Genomic DNA, 16,883 nt, shown 5'->3' with positions numbered 1-16,883 from the left:
CGCACGCCTGCTTCTCCCTCCCCTTCATGGGGAGGGATGTCGGCGCGAAGCGACGACAGGGTGGGGTGCGTCCGCCATTCCCCACCCGGTCGCTGCGCGACCACCCTCCCCACTTCGGGGGAGGGAGACGGCCGCGGCGGTTGTCCCGGCCGCCCCCCCGCTTTAGGAACATCCCATGGCTGACCTGACCGACAAACAGACCTTCTCCGACGAAGACGCGCTGGAGTTTCACCGCACCCCGACACCGGGCAAGATCTCCATGGCGCCGACCAAGCCGATGGCGACCCAGCGCGACCTGTCGCTGGCCTATTCGCCGGGCGTCGCCATTCCGGTCCTGGCCATCGCCGACGACGTCGACAAGGCCTATGACTATACGTCCAAGGGCAATCTCGTCGCCGTGATCTCCAACGGCACCGCCATCCTCGGCCTCGGCAACCTCGGCCACATGGCGTCCAAGCCGGTGATGGAGGGCAAATGCGTGCTCTTCAAACGCTTCGCCGACGTCGACAGCTTCGATGTCGAGGTCAAGACCACCGACCCGGACGAGTTCGTCACCGTGGTCAAGAACATCGGCGACACCTGGGGCGGCATCAACCTGGAGGACATCAAGTCCCCCGAATGCTTCGTCATCGAAAGCCAGCTGCAGGATCTGCTCGACATCCCGGTCTTCCATGACGACCAGCACGGCACGGCCATCATCTCCACCGCCGGCCTGATCAACGCGGCCCATATCGCCGGCAAGAAGCTGGAGGACCTGAAGGTCGTGCTCGCCGGGGCCGGCGCCGCGGGCCTGTCGTCCATCGCCCTGATGAAGGCCGCGGGCGTCCGGGCCGAGAACACCGTCATCGTCGACCGCGACGGCGTCGTCTACAAGGGCCGCGCCAATGTCGACCAGTGGAAGGCCGCCCACGCCACCGACACCCCGCACCGCACCCTGGCCGAGGCCATGGTCGGCGCCGACGTGGTGCTGGGCCTGTCGGCCAAGGGCGCGATCACGAAAGAAATGGTCGCCTCCATGGCGCCCGATCCGATCATCTTCGCCATGGCCAATCCGGACCCGGAGATCACCCCGGAAGACGTGCTGTCGGTCCGCTCCGACGCCATCATGGCCACCGGCCGGTCGGACTACGTCAACCAGGTCAACAACGTCCTCGGCTTCCCCTACATCTTCCGCGGCGCCCTCGACGTGCGCGCCCGGCGGGTGAACCACGAGATGAAGATCGCCTGCGCGCGCGCCCTCGCGGCCCTGGCCCGCGAGGACGTGCCGGACGAGGTCGCCGCCGCCTATCGCGGCCGCAAGCTGAAATTCGGCCGCGACTACATCATCCCGACGCCGTTCGACCCGCGCCTGATCTGGTACATCCCGCCCTTCGTCGCCCAGGCGGCGATGGACACCGGCGTGGCCCGCAAGCCGATCGAGGACATGGACGCCTACCGGACCCAGCTGCGNTTCGACCCGCGCCTGATCTGGTACATCCCGCCCTTCGTCGCCCAGGCGGCGATGGACACCGGCGTGGCCCGCAAGCCGATCGAGGACATGGACGCCTACCGSACCCAGCTGCGSTCGCGSCTCGATCCGWCCGCCGCCCTGATGCAGAAYATCTCGGSCGCCGTGCGCGCCGCCCCCAACAAGCGGGTGGTSTTCGCCGAGGGCGAGGAGACCGCCGTCATCCGCGCCGCCTGGGCCTTCAAACAGGCCGAACTGGGCACCCCGATCCTGCTGGGTCGCGAGGAGCTGATCCGCAAGAACGCCGCCGAGGCCGGCCTGATCTTCGACGACATGGGAATCGAGATCGTCAACGCCCGGGTCAGCGAGCACAACGCCGACTACACCGACTGGCTCTACGCCCGCCTTCAGCGCCGCGGCTATCTGCGCCGCGACGTGCAGCGGATGATCAACCAGGACCGCAACTATTTCGCCGCCGCCATGTGCGCGCGCGGCCAGGCCGACTGCATGGTCACCGGCGTGACCCGCAATTTCAACATGGTCCTCAAGGAGGTCCGGCGCGTCCTCGACGTCCGGAACCGCATGATCGGCGTGTCGATCCTGCTGGCGAAAGGCCGCACCCTGTTCGTCGCCGACACCTCGATCCATGAACTTCCGAACGCGGAGGAACTGGCCGAGATCGCCATCCAGGCCGCCGCCACGGTGCGCAAGCTGGGCAAGACCCCCCGCGTCGCCTTCCTCAGCTATTCGACCTTCGGCAACCCGCCCGGGGATCGCGGCGAGAAGGTGCGCGAGGCCATCCGCATCCTTGACCAGCGCGGCGTCGATTTCGAATACGAGGGCGAGATGCCGCCCGAGCTGGCGCTCGATCCCGAGGCGCGCGCCGCCTATCCCTTCATGCGCCTGTCCGGCCACGCCAACGTCCTGGTCATGCCCGCGATTCATTCGGCCGCCATCTCGACCCGGCTCGTGCAACAGCTGGGCGGCGCCACCGTGATCGGCCCGCTGCTGGTGGGGCTCGAGAAGTCGGTCCAGATCGTCAGCCTCGGGGCCTCGGTCTCCGAGATCATCACCGCCGCCACCTTCGCCGCCTATGACGAGGGGGCCGTGGTCGAGGGCTAGGACGGGTGGGCTTCCGTCGCATCGGCGGCCGCTTCCTCAGCCTGCCGAGCCTGCAGTTCGGTCTGCTTGCGCGCCACGATGAAGGCCAGCGCCACGGCGAAGACCCCGATCACGGTCGAGTAAAGGAAGAAGACCACATAACCGGCGCCCAGCGCCGCCGGCGTCACACCGCTGGTCGCCGCCCCCTCGACCAGCGATCCAGCCGGCAGGTTCCCGAACAGGCCCCTCAGAGGCGCGAACAGCCCCCCGCCCTCGGCCGCCCGGGCCGATCCTTCGACGATCCGCCCGGACTGCGACGCGATCAGCTTCCCCGGCAGGCCGTACAGCGAGCTGAACAGGGCGTATTGCGTCGCCGTAAACCCGAGGGATGTCAGGCTCGACATATAGGCGATCAATGCGGTGCCGGCGAAACCCGTGGCGGCGTTGTCGATGCCGATGGCGACGAAAAGCGCGCCGAGATCAGGGCCCTGGACAGCCAGCCAGGCGAAAACCAGATTCGACAGCGGGCTCATGAAGGCGCCGATCACCATGGTGCGGATGAGGCCCAATTTCGCCACTGCCCATCCCGCCACGAACACGCCGAAGGTCGTGGCGAAGACACCGAAGACCTTGCGGACCTCGGCCACCTCGGTCTTGTCGAAGCCGAGGTCGAGGTAGAACGGATTCATGATGTTGAGGACGAAGTCGGCCAGTCGGTAGACGCAGATCAACGCGAGGATGAGCGTCGCAACGCCGGCGAAGCGTCGGTAGAAGTCCTTCAGCGGCTCCCCGAACGAGCCCGCCAGATAGGCCCCTGGACGGGTCGGTACGCGCGGTATCGGCCAGCAGGCCAGCACCAGCAGCGCCAGCCCGCCGAAGGTTGCGGCGACCTGGATGTAGACACCGTCCGGTTTGGCCGTCCACGCGGCCTTCAACGCTTCTGCGCTCGTCGCAGACAGGCCCACAAGACCGAGCCCCCCGGCCAGCATGTCCGCCGCGCCGGTCAGGCCGGACCCGATGATCAGCGCCGCGATGACGATGATCAGCAGCCTCACGATCCACTCGAGAAACTCCAGCGGCGGGCGGGACGGAACGTCCCCGACCGGAATGGGCCGGATTTCGTGCGCCTTCTCCCGCGGAGCAAACAAGGCCGCGGCGATGCCGATCCCCATCAGCGCCGCCATGACCGCGTAGGAAACGTTCCAATTGTAGATGTCCGCCAGCACCAGCGGCAGGGCGCCGGCCAGAATCTGGGCGAAGCGGTAGCCGAGCTGATAGGCCGCCGCCATCGCGCCGTGGCGCGTATCGTCCGCGACCTCGATCCGCCAGGCGTCGATGACGATGTCCTGCGTGGCGCCGAACACGCCGGTCAGGACCGCGAACATGGCGACCGAAGCCAGCGAACCGGACGGGTTCTGGCCCGAGATCGACCACAGGCCGAAGACGACCAGCGCCTGGGTCACGACCATCCACGAGCGGCGATGCCCGAGCCATTTCGTCAGGACGGGGATCGTCGTGCGATCAACCAGCGGCGCCCAGATGAATTTGAGTGTGTAGCTGAGGGTCGCCAGACCGAAGAAGCCGATCACTGCGAGCGACAGGCCATCCTCGCGGAGCCAGGCCGAAAGTGTGTCGAAGATCAGAAGAAAGGGCAGGCCCGCCGAAAAGCCGAGCAGCAGCATGACGAACACGCGCCGCTCGCCGTAGACCGCCAGTCCCCCGAGGCCCCGCGCGGGTTTGGCGGGCGTGTTGGCGTCGGTCATCTGGCGTCCCTCGAAAGCGACGCCCCCGCGTCGGCTTATGCGACGGCGACCTTGGCGCGCTCCGTGCGGTTCGTCCAGCGGGCGAGTGAGGCGCGCAGGGTCTCGAGCTCCAGCGGCTTGACCAGATGATCGTCCATCCCGGCCTCCAGACAGGTCCGGCGGTCCTCGGTAAAGGCGTGGGCGGTCAGGGCCACGATCGGCGTCCTGTCGCCGCCGGCGCGGATGGCGCGAGCCGCGCTGGGCCCGTCCATGCCGGGCATCCGCATATCCATGAACACCAGATCGTAGCGGGCCCGCTTCATCGCCGCGACCGCCTCATAGCCGCTGGCCGCCGTCTCGACCGCGCAGCCCTCGCGGCGCAGCAGGGTCGCGGCGAGCAGGGCGCCGACCGGATTGTCCTCGACCAGCAGGACGCGGGTGCCCGAGAACCGGGTCAGGCCGACGCGATCGTCCTCGGGCGGCGGCGGCGGCGGCAGGCCCGCCTGCAGCGTGGCGCGGCCCCCGGCCGCCGCCAGCACCCGTTCGGCCACGGAGGCGCGGCGGAGGGGCTTGATCAGATAGCCGTGGAAACCGACGCCCTTGTAGCGGGCGATCAGATCGCGTTCCGACGGCTTCAGCAGGATGACGCCGCGGCCGTGGGCCGGACGGGCGGCCAGTCCCGAACCCACCGCGCGGGCCGCGTGGTCGATCAGGACCACGTCGCCATTGGCGCCCTGGCGTCCGCCGCAAGCCTCGATCTGGGCGACGGCGCCGGCGCGAACGAAGGGGTCGGGGCTGATGACGTTGACCGTGCAGCCCTCGAGCGGACGGCCGCGGCCGGCGGCGCCCTTCGCGAGCGGGAAGGCGGCCTCGAACCGGAAGCGGGCGCCCGGGCCGTCGGGCCGGTCGCCGACCGTGACCACGCCCTTCATGGCCGAGGCCAGCTTGGACACCACGGCCAGGCCCAGGCCGGCCCCGCCGAAGCGGCTGGCGTCCGAGGCGTCGACGTGGCCGAACTCCTCGAAGATGCGTTTGCGCGCCTCGGCCGGAACGCCCGGACCGGTGTCGTCGATGATGAAGGCCAGCCGCGGGCGCGAGGCCGCGCCGCCGACCCGCTCGACCGTGATGCGCACGGCGCCGGTTTCGGTGAATTTGATCGCATTGCCGGCCAGGTTGAACAGCACCTGACGCAGCCGGCCTTCGTCCCCGACGATGTCGACCGCGTCGGCGGCGACCGACCAGACGATCTCCAGACCCTTGTCGTGCGCCCGGGGGCTCAACAGTTCGGCGACGCCCCGCACCAGGCCTTCCAGATCGACCGGGGCGGCGTCGAACTCCAGCTTGCCGGCCTCAAGCCGGGCGTAGTCCAGCAGATCGTTGACCAGTCCGAGCAGGTGTTCGGCCGAGGAGCGGGCGGCTTCGGCATAGGCGCGCTGCGCCCCGTCCAGCCGCGTGCGTTGCAGCAGGCCCAGCATGCCGATCACGCCGTTCAGGGGCGTGCGCATCTCGTGGCTCATGAGGCGCAGGAACTGCTGTTCGGGCGCGTCCCCCCTGACGGGTTTCATGTCTGCCGGTTCGGTCGTCTTCCCACGTCGCGCCATTCTGGCCTCGCGTCCCTCACGTTGTGCGGGAAACATGCGGCCTCAGATATTAACACCCGCTCAAAAGCCCTTCAGAAAACAGGCACGTCTGCGCGATGCGAGATCTGGCGCTCGAAATCGCCCTGGGCCCCGACGGTCGAGCGGCGATAGACCAGGGCCTCCGCGATGTGCCGCCGCAGGACCCCGTCGCAGCCGTCGAGGTCGGCGATGGTCCGGGCCAGCCGCAGGGTCCGGGTCCAGCCGCGGGCGGTCAGCCCCCCGGCCTCTCCGGCCCGCATCAGCAGGGCCCGGCCCGCCGCGTCGGGCGTGGCGAACCGGTCCAGGGTCTCGCCCGAGGCGCGGGCGTTGACGGCCTGATCGCGCGCGACGGCCGGATCGACGCCTGCGGCGCGCAGCCGGTCCTCCTGCATGGCGCGGGCGGCGGCGACCCGGGCCGCCGCCTCCGCCGTGCCCTCGGCGGGCGGCGGCAGCGCCATGTCCGACGCCGTGACCGGCGGCGTCTCGACGGTCAGGTCGATGCGGTCGAACATCGGGCCCGAGATGCGGTTCTGATAGTCGCGCTGGCAGCGCGGGGCCTTGCCGCAGGCCCCGCGTCCGGCCCCGCCGACGCCGCAGCGGCAGGGGTTCATGGCCGCGACCAGCTGGAAGCGGGCGGGATAACGGACATGGGCGTTGGCCCGCGCCACCACGATCTCTCCGGTCTCCAGCGGCGCGCGCAGGGAATCCAGCGCCTGGGCCGAATATTCGGGCAGTTCATCGAGGAAGAGCACGCCGTTGTGGGCCAGCGACGCCTCGCCCGGCTTGGCTTTCAGCCCGCCGCCGGTCAGGGCCGCCATGGAGGCCGAATGATGCGGGGCGCGGAACGGCCGGGCGCGCGTCAGGGCCCCGCGCTCGATCAACCCCGCCACCGACCAGACCATCGAGGTTTCAAGCAGTTCCTGCGGCGTCAACGGCGGCAACAGGCCGGGCAGCCGCGCCGCCATCATCGACTTGCCCGAGCCCGGCGGGCCCACGAACAACAGGTTGTGGCCGCCGGCCGCCGCGATCTCCAGCGCACGCTTGGCGCTCTCCTGACCCTTGACCTCGCGAAGGTCCGCCGCCGCCGGCCCCGTCCGAACGGGTCCCGGGCCCGGCGCGCGCAGGACCTGGCTGCCCTTGAAATGATTGACCAGGCCGATCAGCGAGCGCGGGGCCAGGATGTTGACGTCCCCCGCCCAGGCGGCCTCGGGCCCGTTGGCCTCGGGACAGATCAGGCCCAGCCCCATGGCCGAGGCCGCGACCGCCGCCGGCAGGGTTCCGCCCACCGGCGCGATCTGGCCGTCCAGATTGAGTTCGCCGACAGCGGCCCACCCGTCTAGCGCGTCCGGCGCGATCACCCCCATGGCGGCCAGCAGGGCCAGGGCGATCGGAAGGTCGAAATGGCTGCCTTCCTTGGGCAGGTCCGCGGGGGCCAGATTGGCGATGATCCGCCGCGACGGCAGGGCCAGGCCGATGCCGGCGAACGCCCCTCGCACCCGCTCGCGGCTCTCGGCCACGGCCTTGTCCGGGAGGCCGACGATGGCGAAGACGATTGGCCCGTCATTGCCGACCAGCTGCACCTCGACGTCCACGCGCCGCGCCTCGACGCCTTCGAACGCGACCGTCACCACCCGAGCCGCCACCGCGCCCTCCCCGCTGCAGCAGGGAACGAAACACGAACCTCCCCGAAATGCAATCCTGATCTATATCAGGCCGCAACCCTGAATGGGATCAGACCGCCCGCTTGCGCTCGATCACGTCCCACATCAGCGCGGCCGCATCGACGCCGGTGAACCGCCTGAGCTGCTGGGCGCCGGTCGGCGAGGTGACGTTGATCTCGGTCAGGTAGTCGCCGATGACGTCGATGCCGACGAACAGAAGGCCCCGCGCCTTCAGCGTCGGCCCGATGGCGGCGCAAATCTCGCGGTCGCGGGCAGTCAGTTCGACCGGGGCCGCCGTACCGCCGACGCGCAGGTTCGAACGGACCTGGCCCGAGGCGGGAATACGATTGATGGCCCCCACCGGCTCGCCGTCGATCAGGATGATGCGCTTGTCGCCCTTCGACACCGCCGGAATGAATTTCTGGATCACCAGCGGGTCGCGGCTTCCCATGGCGTGGATTTCGATCAGGGCCTCGAGGTTGGGGTCGCCGGCCTTCAGCCTGACCACGCCCGAACCGGCCGCGCCGTGCAAGGGCTTCAGCACGACATCGCCGTGGCGCTGGTGGAAATCGACCAGGGCGACCGGATCCGACGAGACCAGCGTTGGCGGGGTAAGGCCGGGGAATTGCGTCACCAGCAGCTTCTCCGGGGCGCTGCGCACCTCGGCCGGATCGTTCACCACCAGGGTCCGGGGGTGCACCGTCTCCAGCAGATAGGTCGCCGTGACATAGGCCATGTCGAACGGCGGGTCCTGGCGCATCAGGACGACGTCCACGTCGGCGCCGAGGTCCAGCTTCACCTCGTCGCCGAAGGTGACGTGGTCGCCCTCGGTCTGGCGCAGCGTCACCGGCCGGGCGCGGCAGAACAGCCTGCCGTCTTCCAGCGCCAGGGTGCGGAAATCATAGACCCACTGCGCATGGCCCCGGTCCTGGGCCGTGGTCATCATCAGCCAGGTGGTGTCGGACTCGATGTTGACCGCCTCGACGGGGTCCATCTGGATCGCGACTCTGAGCATGCCCTGTCCTTCCAACCGTGGACCTTGGCTAATGGGCAGAGGGCGGCGGTCGCGCAACCCTAGTTCAGCTGAAGGCGCACGCGATCGACCGACATCCGGCGCGTGACCTCCATGGGGTCGTCGAGCGTCCGGGCGTGCGACAAGGCCTCCAGCGCGCCGGCCAGAGCGCCCCGCTTCTCCCGCGCGGCGGCCACGTCCAGCCAGGGGCGGTGATCCTCGGGGTCCAGCAGGGCGCGGCGCAGGGCCGAGCGTTCGGCGCCCTCGAAATCCTGGGCGCGGATGGCCCGGCTGAACAGGACGTTCTGCATGCGGATCAGGGCCTGCCGATCGCTGACCGGGGCCATCAGCACGTCCAGGCGGTCGGCCACGTGCGGGGTCAGCCCGGCCCGGAGCGCGCGGCGCGTCAGTTCCGACGGCAGGACCAGCCGGCCCTGGCTGAAGGGATCCAGCGCCACCGGGCCGTCGGGCGTCTCGACCCGCAGCAGGAAGTGACCGGGGAAGTCGACGCCCCGGGCCTTCACGCCCGCCCGCCGCGCCGCATCGAGGTAGAAGACGCTCAGCGCCACCGACAGGCCGCGCCGGCGTTCGGCCACATCGATGATGTCCGTATTGGCGGCGTCGTCATAGTGAAGCAGGTCGCCGTTCAGCCGTAGGTCGGCGGCCATGGTCTCGGCCAGAGCGTCATCGGGGCCTTCGCCGCCGACGCGTTCGGCCAGCCGTTCGGCCGCATGATTGGCCAGGGTCCGGACCGGCTCGGGATCACGGAACGGATAGTCGTGGATGGCGCAGGCGATGGCCGCCTCAAGCATCGGGAAGGCGTCGTCCTCGGCCTGTCCGGCCTCCGTCAGCACGGCGATCGCGTCGTCGCGGGTCATGCGCCGCCCCTCCCGAAGGCGTCAACGCCGCGACGATGGCGCGGAAACCGTCCGGGAGCCAGCGCCACCATATCGATTCTCAGCACATGACCGGTCAAGCTGGGTCTTTGGCGCAACACCGCCCGGCCCGCCGCCAGCAGCCGGTCGTACTGGTCCGGGGCCAGGGCCGCCACGGCGGCCTCCAGCGTGGCGCGGCGCTTGACCTCGGCCACGACCAGGGTCCGGCCGCGCCGCGCGAGGATGTCGATCTCCCCCGCGCGGGTCTTCAGGCGGAAGCCGAGGATCTGGTAGCCCTTCGCCATCAGCAGCGCGGCGGCCAGCCATTCCGAGCCATGGCCGGCCCGGTGCGACCGCGCGCCCAGCCCCACCCGCCAGTCCTGTTTGACGCGCCCGACCTTGGGCGCCGTCAGCCGGGTCGCGGGCTTCGGGGCCTTCACCGGCCCTGAAGCTCCAGCGCCCGCTTGTAGAGCGGCTTGCGCGGCAGGTTCAGGGCCCGCGACACCTCGGCGGCGGCCTCGCCGGGCGGCAGACGGGTCATGGCCTCGGCCAGGGCCGCGTCGGCGTCGGCGTCGGAGGCGACCTCGGTTTCGCCCGGCCCCACCACGACGACGATCTCACCCTTGGGAGACTGGCAGCGTGGATCGACGGCCAGTTCGGCCAGCGAGCCGCGCACGCACTCCTCAAACAGCTTGGTCAATTCGCGGGCGACGGCGGCGGGGCGCGGCCCCAGCACGGCGGCCATGTCAGCAAGACTGTCGGCCAGCCGCGGTCCGCTCTCGAAGAAAACCAGGGTCTGGCGCGCGGTCCGCAGCTCTTCCAGCATGGTCCGCCGCGCGCCCGATTTTGGAGGCAGGAAGCCGGCGAACAGCACCCGGTCGGCGGGCAGGCCGGCGATGCACAGGGCGGCCAGCAGACTGGACGGGCCGGGGATCGGGTGCACCGGCAGGCCGGCGGCGATCACCGCCCGGGCCACCACGAAGCCGGGGTCGCTGACCACGGGCGTGCCGGCGTCCGAGACCAGGGCCACCACCGCCCCCTCGCGCAACCGCTCGATGGCCAGTTCGGCGGCGCGGGGCGAGGCGTGGTCGTCGCAGCGCTCCAGCTTCGCCTTCAGCCCATAGGCCGACAGCAGCTTGCCGGTCACCCGCGTGTCCTCGGCCAGCACGAGGTCGGCGGCGGCCAGCACGTCGAGCGCCCGCAGGGTCATGTCCCTCAGGTTCCCGATCGGCGTCGCCACCAGATAGAGGCCCGACGCCACCTTGCGCGGCGGCGGGGCGGTCGGGGGAAACGGCGAGGGTTCGGACATCGGCGGACCGTGCCAGCGGCGGCCGCCCGGCTCAAGGGCGGGGCTTGACGCGCCGCCGGGCGGGAGACGGAACCGGCCCCGGAAAAATGCCGGAAAGCGAGACTCTCGCCCCCTCTGCGGCGGACGCTGAACGGCGGAAATTGCGCGGGTGGCGCGGGGTCCGGTCGGGCCGGACCGGTCGGGATGACGATGTCAAAGTCCGTGGCGGCGGGATTTCGGTTCCCGACCCATCCATTTTACCACGGCGGAGAGCGGCGCCAGGGAAACGAAGGCGGCTCGGCGGCCGGATCGGGGGGGGAGACGGCCTGACCAGGGGGGCGAAAGGGGCGGATGGCAGAGGGCGGGAATACCGCCTTCTGGCCGGAGCGCGGGTCAGGCGATCCAGATCGGGCCCGCAAGCCCCGACGGCGTCAGACCAGCAGCGCCCTCAGCACCCCGTCGAGCACAGGCCGTCCGGTCGCCGTCGCCCTGACCCGGCCCGCGTCCACCACAAGGAAGCCATCCGAGATCAGCCCGGCCAGCGGCTCCTCCGCCTCCGACCGGCCCAGCGGGGCCAGATCGGCCAGGGCCAGACCCTCGAACGTGCGCAGGCCCAGCAGCACCCTTTCCTCCGCCGCGTCCCGCGCCGACTGGGTCTCGCGCTCGCTCCACGGCGTCCCCGCCGCGACGCCGGCGACGTACGGACAGATACCCTTGTGCGCGACCGTCGCCGTTCGCGCCCCGCCCAGCGTCAGCCGGCCGTGCGCGCCCGGGCCGACGCCGAGATAGTCGCCGCCGCGCCATACATGGAGGTTGTGCGAGGATCGGGCCGCCACGCCGCGTGCGTGGTTGGAGACTTCATAGGCCTCGAACGCCGCGCCCTCGAGCACGCCCTGGGTCGCCTCATAGAGGGCGGCGGACAGGTCCTCGTCAGGCGGCGTCCAGGCATGGCGCGCCACGGCGCGGCCGAAGGCGGTCGTCGGTTCAATGGTCAGCTGATAGGGCGAGACGTGTTCGAAGCCGAGGCCCAGCGCCTCGGTCAGTTCGGCGGTCCAGCCGGCGACGGTCTGGCCGGGGCGGGCGTAGATCAGATCGATCGACAGGCGCGGAAAGGCGCCCGCGGCGACGGCGACGGCGCGCCGGGCCTCGCCCGCCGAATGATTGCGCCCGAGGAAGGCCAGGGCCGCGTCGTCCAGCGCCTGCACCCCCATGGAGAGGCGGTTGACCCCGGCGTCCGCCAGGGCGGCGAAGCGCGCGGCCTCGGCGTCGGTGGGATTGGCCTCGAGCGAAACCTCGATGTCGCCGCGCGGCTCGAACAAGCCCTTGGCCCGGTCGATGATCGCGGCCACGGCGTCCGGAGCCATCAAGGACGGCGTGCCTCCGCCGAAGAAGATCGAGGCCAGCCGTCGCGGGCCGACGAGGGCGGCCTGCGCCTCCATGTCGGCGAGGATGGCCGCAGCCAGCGCGGCCTGTTCCTCGACCCGCCCCCGGTCCCGCACGACGTTGAAATCGCAATATGGACAGATGCGAGCGCAGTACGGCCAGTGGACGTACAGGGCGAGGTCAGTTCCAGGGTCGCTATCGCGATGCGCGCGGCGCATCGCCACTCGAGCGACATCGTGCCCCGGGTCTGGAACGGGATCAGTCAATCAGCGCCGCCTTCAGCTTCGCGAACGCCCGCGCCCGGTGGCTGATGGAATCCTTCAGCGCGGGGTCCAGTTCGCCGAAGGTCTGGCCGTAGCCATCGGGAACGAAGATGGGATCGTAGCCGAATCCCCGGTCGCCGCGCGGGGGGAAGGTCAGCAGGCCGTCGACCCGGCCCTCGACGACCACCGTCGGGCCATCGGGCCAGGCCACGGCGAGGGCCGAGGTGAACCAGCCGCGGCGGTCGTCCGATCCGATCTCCTCGAGCCGTTCCTCCACCCGGCGCATGGCGAAGGCGAAATCCTTGTCGGGGCCGGCCCAGCGGGCGGAAAATATGCCCGGCGCCCCGTCCAGCGCCGCGACCGACAGGCCCGAGTCGTCGGCCAGGGCGACCTCTCCGGCCCGGTCCGCCGCGTGGCGCGCCTTCAGCAGGGCGTTGCCCGCGAACGTGCTCTCGGTCTCTTCGGGTTCGGGCAGGTTCAGGCCGGCCGCGGTGACCACCTCGTAATGTCCGTCCAGAAGCGCGTCGATCTCGACCGCCTTGCCGGGATTGTGGGTCGCCACCACCAGGCGCATCCCCTTGATAAGCTTCAGATTCATTCTGGTCACGCGCTCCGCAACAATCCATTGCCAAAGTTTAATATCGTTAAACGATATGTAACATGACTTCCTTCGACGCACGTCCTATCTATGTCCTCAAGAACGGACGCCGCGACGTTCCCCGAACAAGCCGATACCGGCAAGATCGATGCAGCGGAACAACGAACGAGGGGTGAAAACATCCCTCACTCAGGAACTACGGAGAAAGACCATGAACACCATGAACGCTTCCTNCGTGCAGGGCGCGGGCGATGACTGGTCGTGAGCATGGGCGCGGTAATCATTGGCGCGACGCTGGAGGAAGTAATTTTCCGCGTCCTGCTTTTGACGGCTCTGCCCCTGTGATTCTTCTCTGTCTCACCGGAGCTTTGACGATCGGCATGACAATCGCGATGAATAAGCCCGCGTGTGGGTTCGCCGGACCCCGCGCGGCATCCTCGCCTCGACCCCCGGCCTGAACGAGGCCCCTCCATGCGCTTCCCGAAAATGAAGAAACTCGGGATTAGCGTACCCCCTGTGCCCGGCTTGCGGGCCCGCTCGATGTCCCGGCTGCTGAATGCGGCTCTCGGCGTCGCCTACTGGCTGATGATCCTTCTGACGTTGATCGTGGTGGCGGCTTTCGTCGTCACCCTGTTCATTCCCATGGGACCCACCGGCCTGATCTTCAGCGACGAATCGGGCGGCACCCAGGTTCCGGTCTCACGCACCTACATCCTGTTCGGTTTCGGGGCCTTCGCCGGCTATTTCGGCGGTTTCGCCCTGATCCTGAGGCAGCTGCGCCGCATCTTCGCCACCCTCGCCACGGGCGACCCCTTCCATCCCACCAACGTCAGCCGGCTGAAGCAGATCGGCCTGATCCTGTCCGTGGTCACCGGCGGATCCTGGATCGGGCAGACGCTGGTGGCGCGCCTCGCCCGCGGCGAGATGGACCCCCCGTCGCTTTTCGACCTCGTCACCCCCGCCTTCTCCATCCTGGTCGTCTTCGTCCTGGCCGAGGTATTCCGCGAAGGCGCCCGCCTGCGCCGCGAATCCGAACTGACAATCTGAAAAAGGTCCGCTAGAGCCCCGCCATGGCCATTCGCGTCCAGCTAGATCGCATCCTCCTCGAGCGGCGCATGTCGCTGACCGAGCTGGCCGACCGCGTCGGCGTGACCCTGGCGAACCTGTCGATCCTGAAGACCGGCAAGGCCCGCGCCATCCGGTTCTCGACCCTGGACGCCCTGTGCCGCGAACTGAACTGCCAGCCGGGCGACCTGCTGGTCCAGACGCCGGGGCCGCAGGATTCGGGCTCCGACGAGGACGTCGACGGGACCGCCCCCGGCGCGACATGAGCCGCCGCGACGACCTGAGCCCCGACGACCGTCGCATCTGGGCCCGCGTCGCCGGTTCGGTCACCCCCGCCCAACCGAAGAAGGCGGCCTTGATCATGGCCGGCCCCGCCGCGGTCGAGCCCCCGGCCGCGCCGCATCCGAAGGCCACACCGAAAGAGCGTGGAACGCCGCCGTCCTACACGCCATCGATGGCGCCCGGACGCCCGCGCGGCCTGCCCGAGGAACTGGAGCCCCGCCGACAGCGCCGCCTGTCGCGCGAGCGCGATCCGATCGAGGCGCGGATCGACCTGCACGGCTTCGGCCGTTTCCAGGCCCAGGACGCCCTGACGGCCTTTCTGCTCGGGGCGCAGGCGCGCGGCTACCGCTCGGTTCTGGTCATCACCGGACAGGGCCGCCGGGGCGGAACCGGCGTGATCCGGGCCTCGGTGCACGAATGGCTGCAGAGCCCCGCGCTGCGGGGCGTGGTGTCGGGCTACGCCTCCGCCGCCCGCCACCATGGCGGCGACGGCGCCCTGTATGTGACGGTCCGGCGAGCCTAGTCGTTCGCGCCGCCGGCCCGACGATCGGCCGGCGGCCCGGGCGCCCTCCCCGGCCCCCAGGGAGCCGCGCGCTCGCCCGCCTGACGGTGCACCAGGCCGGCGGTGGTCAGACGCTCCACCACGTCGGCGGCCTCGGGATGGTCGAGGTCCGCCAGCCGGAAGGGCTCCCCCGACAGGATCCGGCGAACGAGGCCGACCGGGGCGCGACCGAAACGGAAGTCCGAACCCGGCCCCAGGACCCGGACGCCGTCGCCCAGGTCCGAGATCCGGGTGAAGGCCGGGCGGGCGACATAGATCGTCCCGTCGTCAGCCCGGTTGCGGGCGATGGCGTCAGCGATATCCGGTTCGCGTGAACGGATGAAGGCCTCGCTGATCGTCTCCCACGCGTTGGCGGGCGCGATCGCGCCGCTCAGGCGCTCGACGAGGGCGTCGAAAACCGGTTGCAGCCGGGCGGGGTCGAAATCCGGCCTCGCATAGTCGTACGGCAGGGCCTTCCGGAACGCCCGGTCCTGGAGGCAGACCTCGGACACCGCCTCGAGCATCAGATCCGCCCAGGTGCGGACGATCAACCCCACGGTGATGTGCAGCGACGGACCGTCGCCAAGGTTCGCCGCATCATGGAAATAGCCGCGAGGGATGTAGGCGCAATCGCCTTTTCGCAGAACGAAACTGTGGCTGGCCTCCCCGGCCGCGTGTTCACCGGAGCGGAATTTCTCGCCCCGATAGGGAGACGCGGCAGGCTCGTCGTAGAGGCGCCAGGTCTTCTCGCCCTCGACCTGGAGGACGAAGACATCGTGGCTGTCGTAGTGGGTGCGGAAGCCCTGTTCGCCGGGAGGCGTCAAATAGATGTTGGTCTGGATGTGGCACGACAGGGCCTGCTCCAGCGCGCGGCAGAAGTCGGCCAGCCGTTTGTCGCTGTGCTGAAGCTGGTTGACGACCAGGGTGGCGCCGTTGCGATAGCCCCTGGCGAGCGCCACGCGGTCGACGACGCCGTTGGCGACATAGTCCGACCGATCGACGGGCGAGCGGGCGTTGGTCATCTCGACCATGCCTTCCCGGAGATCCATTTCGGCGAGCCGGTCGTTGAGCCGGTCAAGGGTCAAAAGGGCGTCGAAGCGGTCGACATCGCCGCCGCCATGGATCAGCGGCTTCTGCTCATGGACATCGGACAGAAAGACCTGATCCGGGACGCCCACCATCCATTCGATCACGCCCGGCGCCTGCAGGGCCCCCATCAGGACGCGACCCTCAGCGCGGCCCACGCCCCTGATTGGCGCGGTCGGAACTGTCGCTGTCGGTGACGCCCGTGGTGTTTCGTCCCTGCCCCGACCGATCGGAACTGTCGCTGTCGGTCACGCCGGTCATGTTGCGGCCCTGACCCGAGCGGTCGGTGCTGTCGTTGTCGGTCTGGCCGGTCATGTTGCGGCCCTGGCCCGAACGGTCCGTGCTGTCGTTGTCGGTCTGGCCGGTCATGTTGCGGCCTTGGCCCGAACGGTCCGTGCTGTCATTGTCGGTCTGGCCGGTCATGTTGCGGCCCTGACCCGCACGGTCGGTGCTGTCGTTGTCGGTCTGGCCGGTCATGTTGCGGCCCTGACCCGAACGGTCGGTGCTGTCGTTGTCGGTCTGGCCGGTCATGTTGCGGCCCTGACCCGCACGGTCGGTGCTGTCGTTGTCGGTCTGGCCCGTGGTGTTGCGGCCCTGGCCCGAACGGTCGGTGCTGTCGCTGTCGGTCTGGCCCGTGGTGTTGCGGCCCTGGCCGACGCGGTCGCTGCTGTCGGTGTCGCTCACCCCTGTGGTGTTGCGGCCCTGGCCGACGCGGTCGCCGCTGTCGGTGTCGCTCACGCCCGTGCCGCGGCCGGCGCCCACGGAGTCGGTGGGATCGGAATCTGTCGGTCCGTCCTGCCGGGCGAAAGCCGGGCCTCCCGCAACCGTCGCCAGCGCCCCGCCCGTGACGCCCGCGCCAATCACCCGCTCGAGAAACGAGCGCCTGCTGAAGTCCGCCATCAAGTCCCCCGAACCAAGCC

General features: G+C 69.9%; 15 protein-coding genes and 1 pseudogene. 5 read left to right on the top strand and 11 right to left on the bottom strand.

The window, feature by feature from the left end; genetic code table 11:
* Window positions 1–175: 175 nt before the first annotated feature.
* A pseudogene (locus ASD25_RS30930) lies at window positions 176–1,449 on the top strand (malic enzyme-like NAD(P)-binding protein); the annotation flags it as partial.
* A gap of 1 nt (window position 1,450) precedes the next feature.
* The coding region (locus ASD25_RS30925) for a phosphate acyltransferase (RefSeq protein WP_255356210.1) at window positions 1,451–2,569 on the top strand (1,119 nt) is incomplete at its 5' end.
* On the opposite strand, the gene ASD25_RS28920 is transcribed toward ASD25_RS30925, so the two are convergent.
* The 9 genes from ASD25_RS28920 to rdgB all read right to left on the bottom strand — a co-directional run bounded on the left by ASD25_RS28920 (window position 2,566) and on the right by rdgB (window position 12,989).
* Window positions 2,566–4,311 carry an MFS transporter gene (locus ASD25_RS28920; RefSeq protein ID WP_055831982.1) on the bottom strand — a complete coding sequence of 582 codons (1,746 nt, stop codon included), beginning with the start codon at window positions 4,309–4,311 and terminating at the stop codon, window positions 2,566–2,568. The two genes, ASD25_RS30925 and ASD25_RS28920, sit on opposite strands and share 4 nt — an antisense overlap.
* 35 nt (window positions 4,312–4,346) lie before the next feature.
* The gene (locus ASD25_RS28915; protein WP_235561816.1) at window positions 4,347–5,855 is read right to left on the bottom strand and encodes a response regulator; all 1,509 of its coding nucleotides are present in this window, start codon (window positions 5,853–5,855) and stop codon (window positions 4,347–4,349) included.
* Window positions 5,856–5,962: 107 nt separating this feature from the next.
* Window positions 5,963–7,552, bottom strand: coding sequence for a YifB family Mg chelatase-like AAA ATPase (locus ASD25_RS28910; RefSeq protein WP_055831978.1), 1,590 nt, complete (start codon window positions 7,550–7,552; stop codon window positions 5,963–5,965).
* 88 nt (window positions 7,553–7,640) lie between these two features.
* Entirely contained in the window at window positions 7,641–8,585 is a 945-nt protein-coding gene (gene gshB, locus ASD25_RS28905) for a glutathione synthase (protein WP_055831975.1), read from the bottom strand.
* 59 nt (window positions 8,586–8,644) lie between these two features.
* Window positions 8,645–9,460: a SirB1 family protein gene (locus tag ASD25_RS28900; protein ID WP_055831973.1), complete on the bottom strand. Its 816-nt coding sequence runs from the start codon at window positions 9,458–9,460 to the stop codon at window positions 8,645–8,647.
* Window positions 9,457–9,897, bottom strand: a complete 441-nt coding sequence (locus ASD25_RS28895; protein WP_369816709.1) for a YraN family protein — start codon at window positions 9,895–9,897, stop codon at window positions 9,457–9,459. Before ASD25_RS28895 ends, ASD25_RS28900 begins: the two co-directional genes overlap by 4 nt.
* Complete coding sequence (gene rsmI, locus ASD25_RS28890) at window positions 9,894–10,766, bottom strand: 16S rRNA (cytidine(1402)-2'-O)-methyltransferase (protein ID WP_055831971.1); 873 nt, start codon at window positions 10,764–10,766, stop codon at window positions 9,894–9,896. The genes ASD25_RS28895 and rsmI overlap by 4 nt, the downstream gene beginning before the upstream one ends.
* 410 nt (window positions 10,767–11,176) lie before the next feature.
* On the bottom strand, window positions 11,177–12,346 hold the full coding sequence (gene hemW / locus ASD25_RS28885) for a radical SAM family heme chaperone HemW (RefSeq protein ID WP_055831965.1): 1,170 nt from the start codon (window positions 12,344–12,346) through the stop codon (window positions 11,177–11,179).
* A gap of 40 nt (window positions 12,347–12,386) precedes the next feature.
* Entirely contained in the window at window positions 12,387–12,989 is a 603-nt protein-coding gene (gene rdgB / locus ASD25_RS28880; protein WP_055831963.1) for an RdgB/HAM1 family non-canonical purine NTP pyrophosphatase, read from the bottom strand.
* 549 nt (window positions 12,990–13,538) lie between these two features.
* Here rdgB and ASD25_RS28875 point away from each other — a divergent pair.
* From ASD25_RS28875 to ASD25_RS28865, 3 genes are read left to right on the top strand one after another with little or no spacing between them, the layout of a single operon-like run.
* A complete protein-coding gene (locus ASD25_RS28875; RefSeq protein WP_055832022.1) occupies window positions 13,539–14,036 on the top strand; it encodes a DUF2975 domain-containing protein in 498 nt (165 codons plus the stop codon).
* 23 nt (window positions 14,037–14,059) lie between these two features.
* The gene (locus ASD25_RS28870; protein WP_055831960.1) at window positions 14,060–14,320 is read left to right on the top strand and encodes a helix-turn-helix transcriptional regulator; all 261 of its coding nucleotides are present in this window, start codon (window positions 14,060–14,062) and stop codon (window positions 14,318–14,320) included.
* The gene (locus tag ASD25_RS28865) at window positions 14,317–14,859 is read left to right on the top strand and encodes a Smr/MutS family protein (RefSeq protein ID WP_055831957.1); all 543 of its coding nucleotides are present in this window, start codon (window positions 14,317–14,319) and stop codon (window positions 14,857–14,859) included. Before ASD25_RS28870 ends, ASD25_RS28865 begins: the two co-directional genes overlap by 4 nt.
* On the opposite strand, the gene ASD25_RS28860 is transcribed toward ASD25_RS28865, so the two are convergent.
* Window positions 14,856–16,121: a cupin domain-containing protein gene (locus ASD25_RS28860; protein WP_055831953.1), complete on the bottom strand. Its 1,266-nt coding sequence runs from the start codon at window positions 16,119–16,121 to the stop codon at window positions 14,856–14,858. The genes ASD25_RS28865 and ASD25_RS28860 overlap by 4 nt on opposite strands.
* Window positions 16,108–16,863 (bottom strand): hypothetical protein, encoded by a 756-nt coding sequence (locus ASD25_RS30920; RefSeq protein ID WP_055831951.1) that lies wholly within the window; start codon window positions 16,861–16,863, stop codon window positions 16,108–16,110. Before ASD25_RS30920 ends, ASD25_RS28860 begins: the two co-directional genes overlap by 14 nt.
* Window positions 16,864–16,883 lie beyond the last annotated feature (20 nt).

Source organism: Brevundimonas sp. Root1423 (genome assembly GCF_001426805.1).
This window is presented reverse-complemented; position numbering and strand designations above follow the sequence as displayed.

Bases quoted from the DNA above. Each gene is read 5' to 3' on its own strand.
- ASD25_RS28920 (WP_055831982.1), bottom strand. From the start codon at position 4,311: ATGACCGACGCCAACACGCCCGCCAAACCCGCGCGGGGCCTCGGGGGA.
- ASD25_RS28915 (WP_235561816.1), bottom strand. From the start codon at position 5,855: ATGAAACCCGTCAGGGGGGACGCGCCCGAACAGCAGTTCCTGCGCCTC.
- gshB (WP_055831975.1), bottom strand. From the start codon at position 8,585: ATGCTCAGAGTCGCGATCCAGATGGACCCCGTCGAGGCGGTCAACATC.
- ASD25_RS28900 (WP_055831973.1), bottom strand. From the start codon at position 9,460: ATGACCCGCGACGACGCGATCGCCGTGCTGACGGAGGCCGGACAGGCC.
- rsmI (WP_055831971.1), bottom strand. From the start codon at position 10,766: ATGTCCGAACCCTCGCCGTTTCCCCCGACCGCCCCGCCGCCGCGCAAG.
- hemW (WP_055831965.1), bottom strand. From the start codon at position 12,346: ATGCGCCGCGCGCATCGCGATAGCGACCCTGGAACTGACCTCGCCCTG.
- rdgB (WP_055831963.1), bottom strand. From the start codon at position 12,989: ATGAATCTGAAGCTTATCAAGGGGATGCGCCTGGTGGTGGCGACCCAC.
- ASD25_RS28870 (WP_055831960.1), top strand. From the start codon at position 14,060: ATGGCCATTCGCGTCCAGCTAGATCGCATCCTCCTCGAGCGGCGCATG.
- ASD25_RS28865 (WP_055831957.1), top strand. From the start codon at position 14,317: ATGAGCCGCCGCGACGACCTGAGCCCCGACGACCGTCGCATCTGGGCC.
- ASD25_RS30920 (WP_055831951.1), bottom strand. From the start codon at position 16,863: ATGGCGGACTTCAGCAGGCGCTCGTTTCTCGAGCGGGTGATTGGCGCG.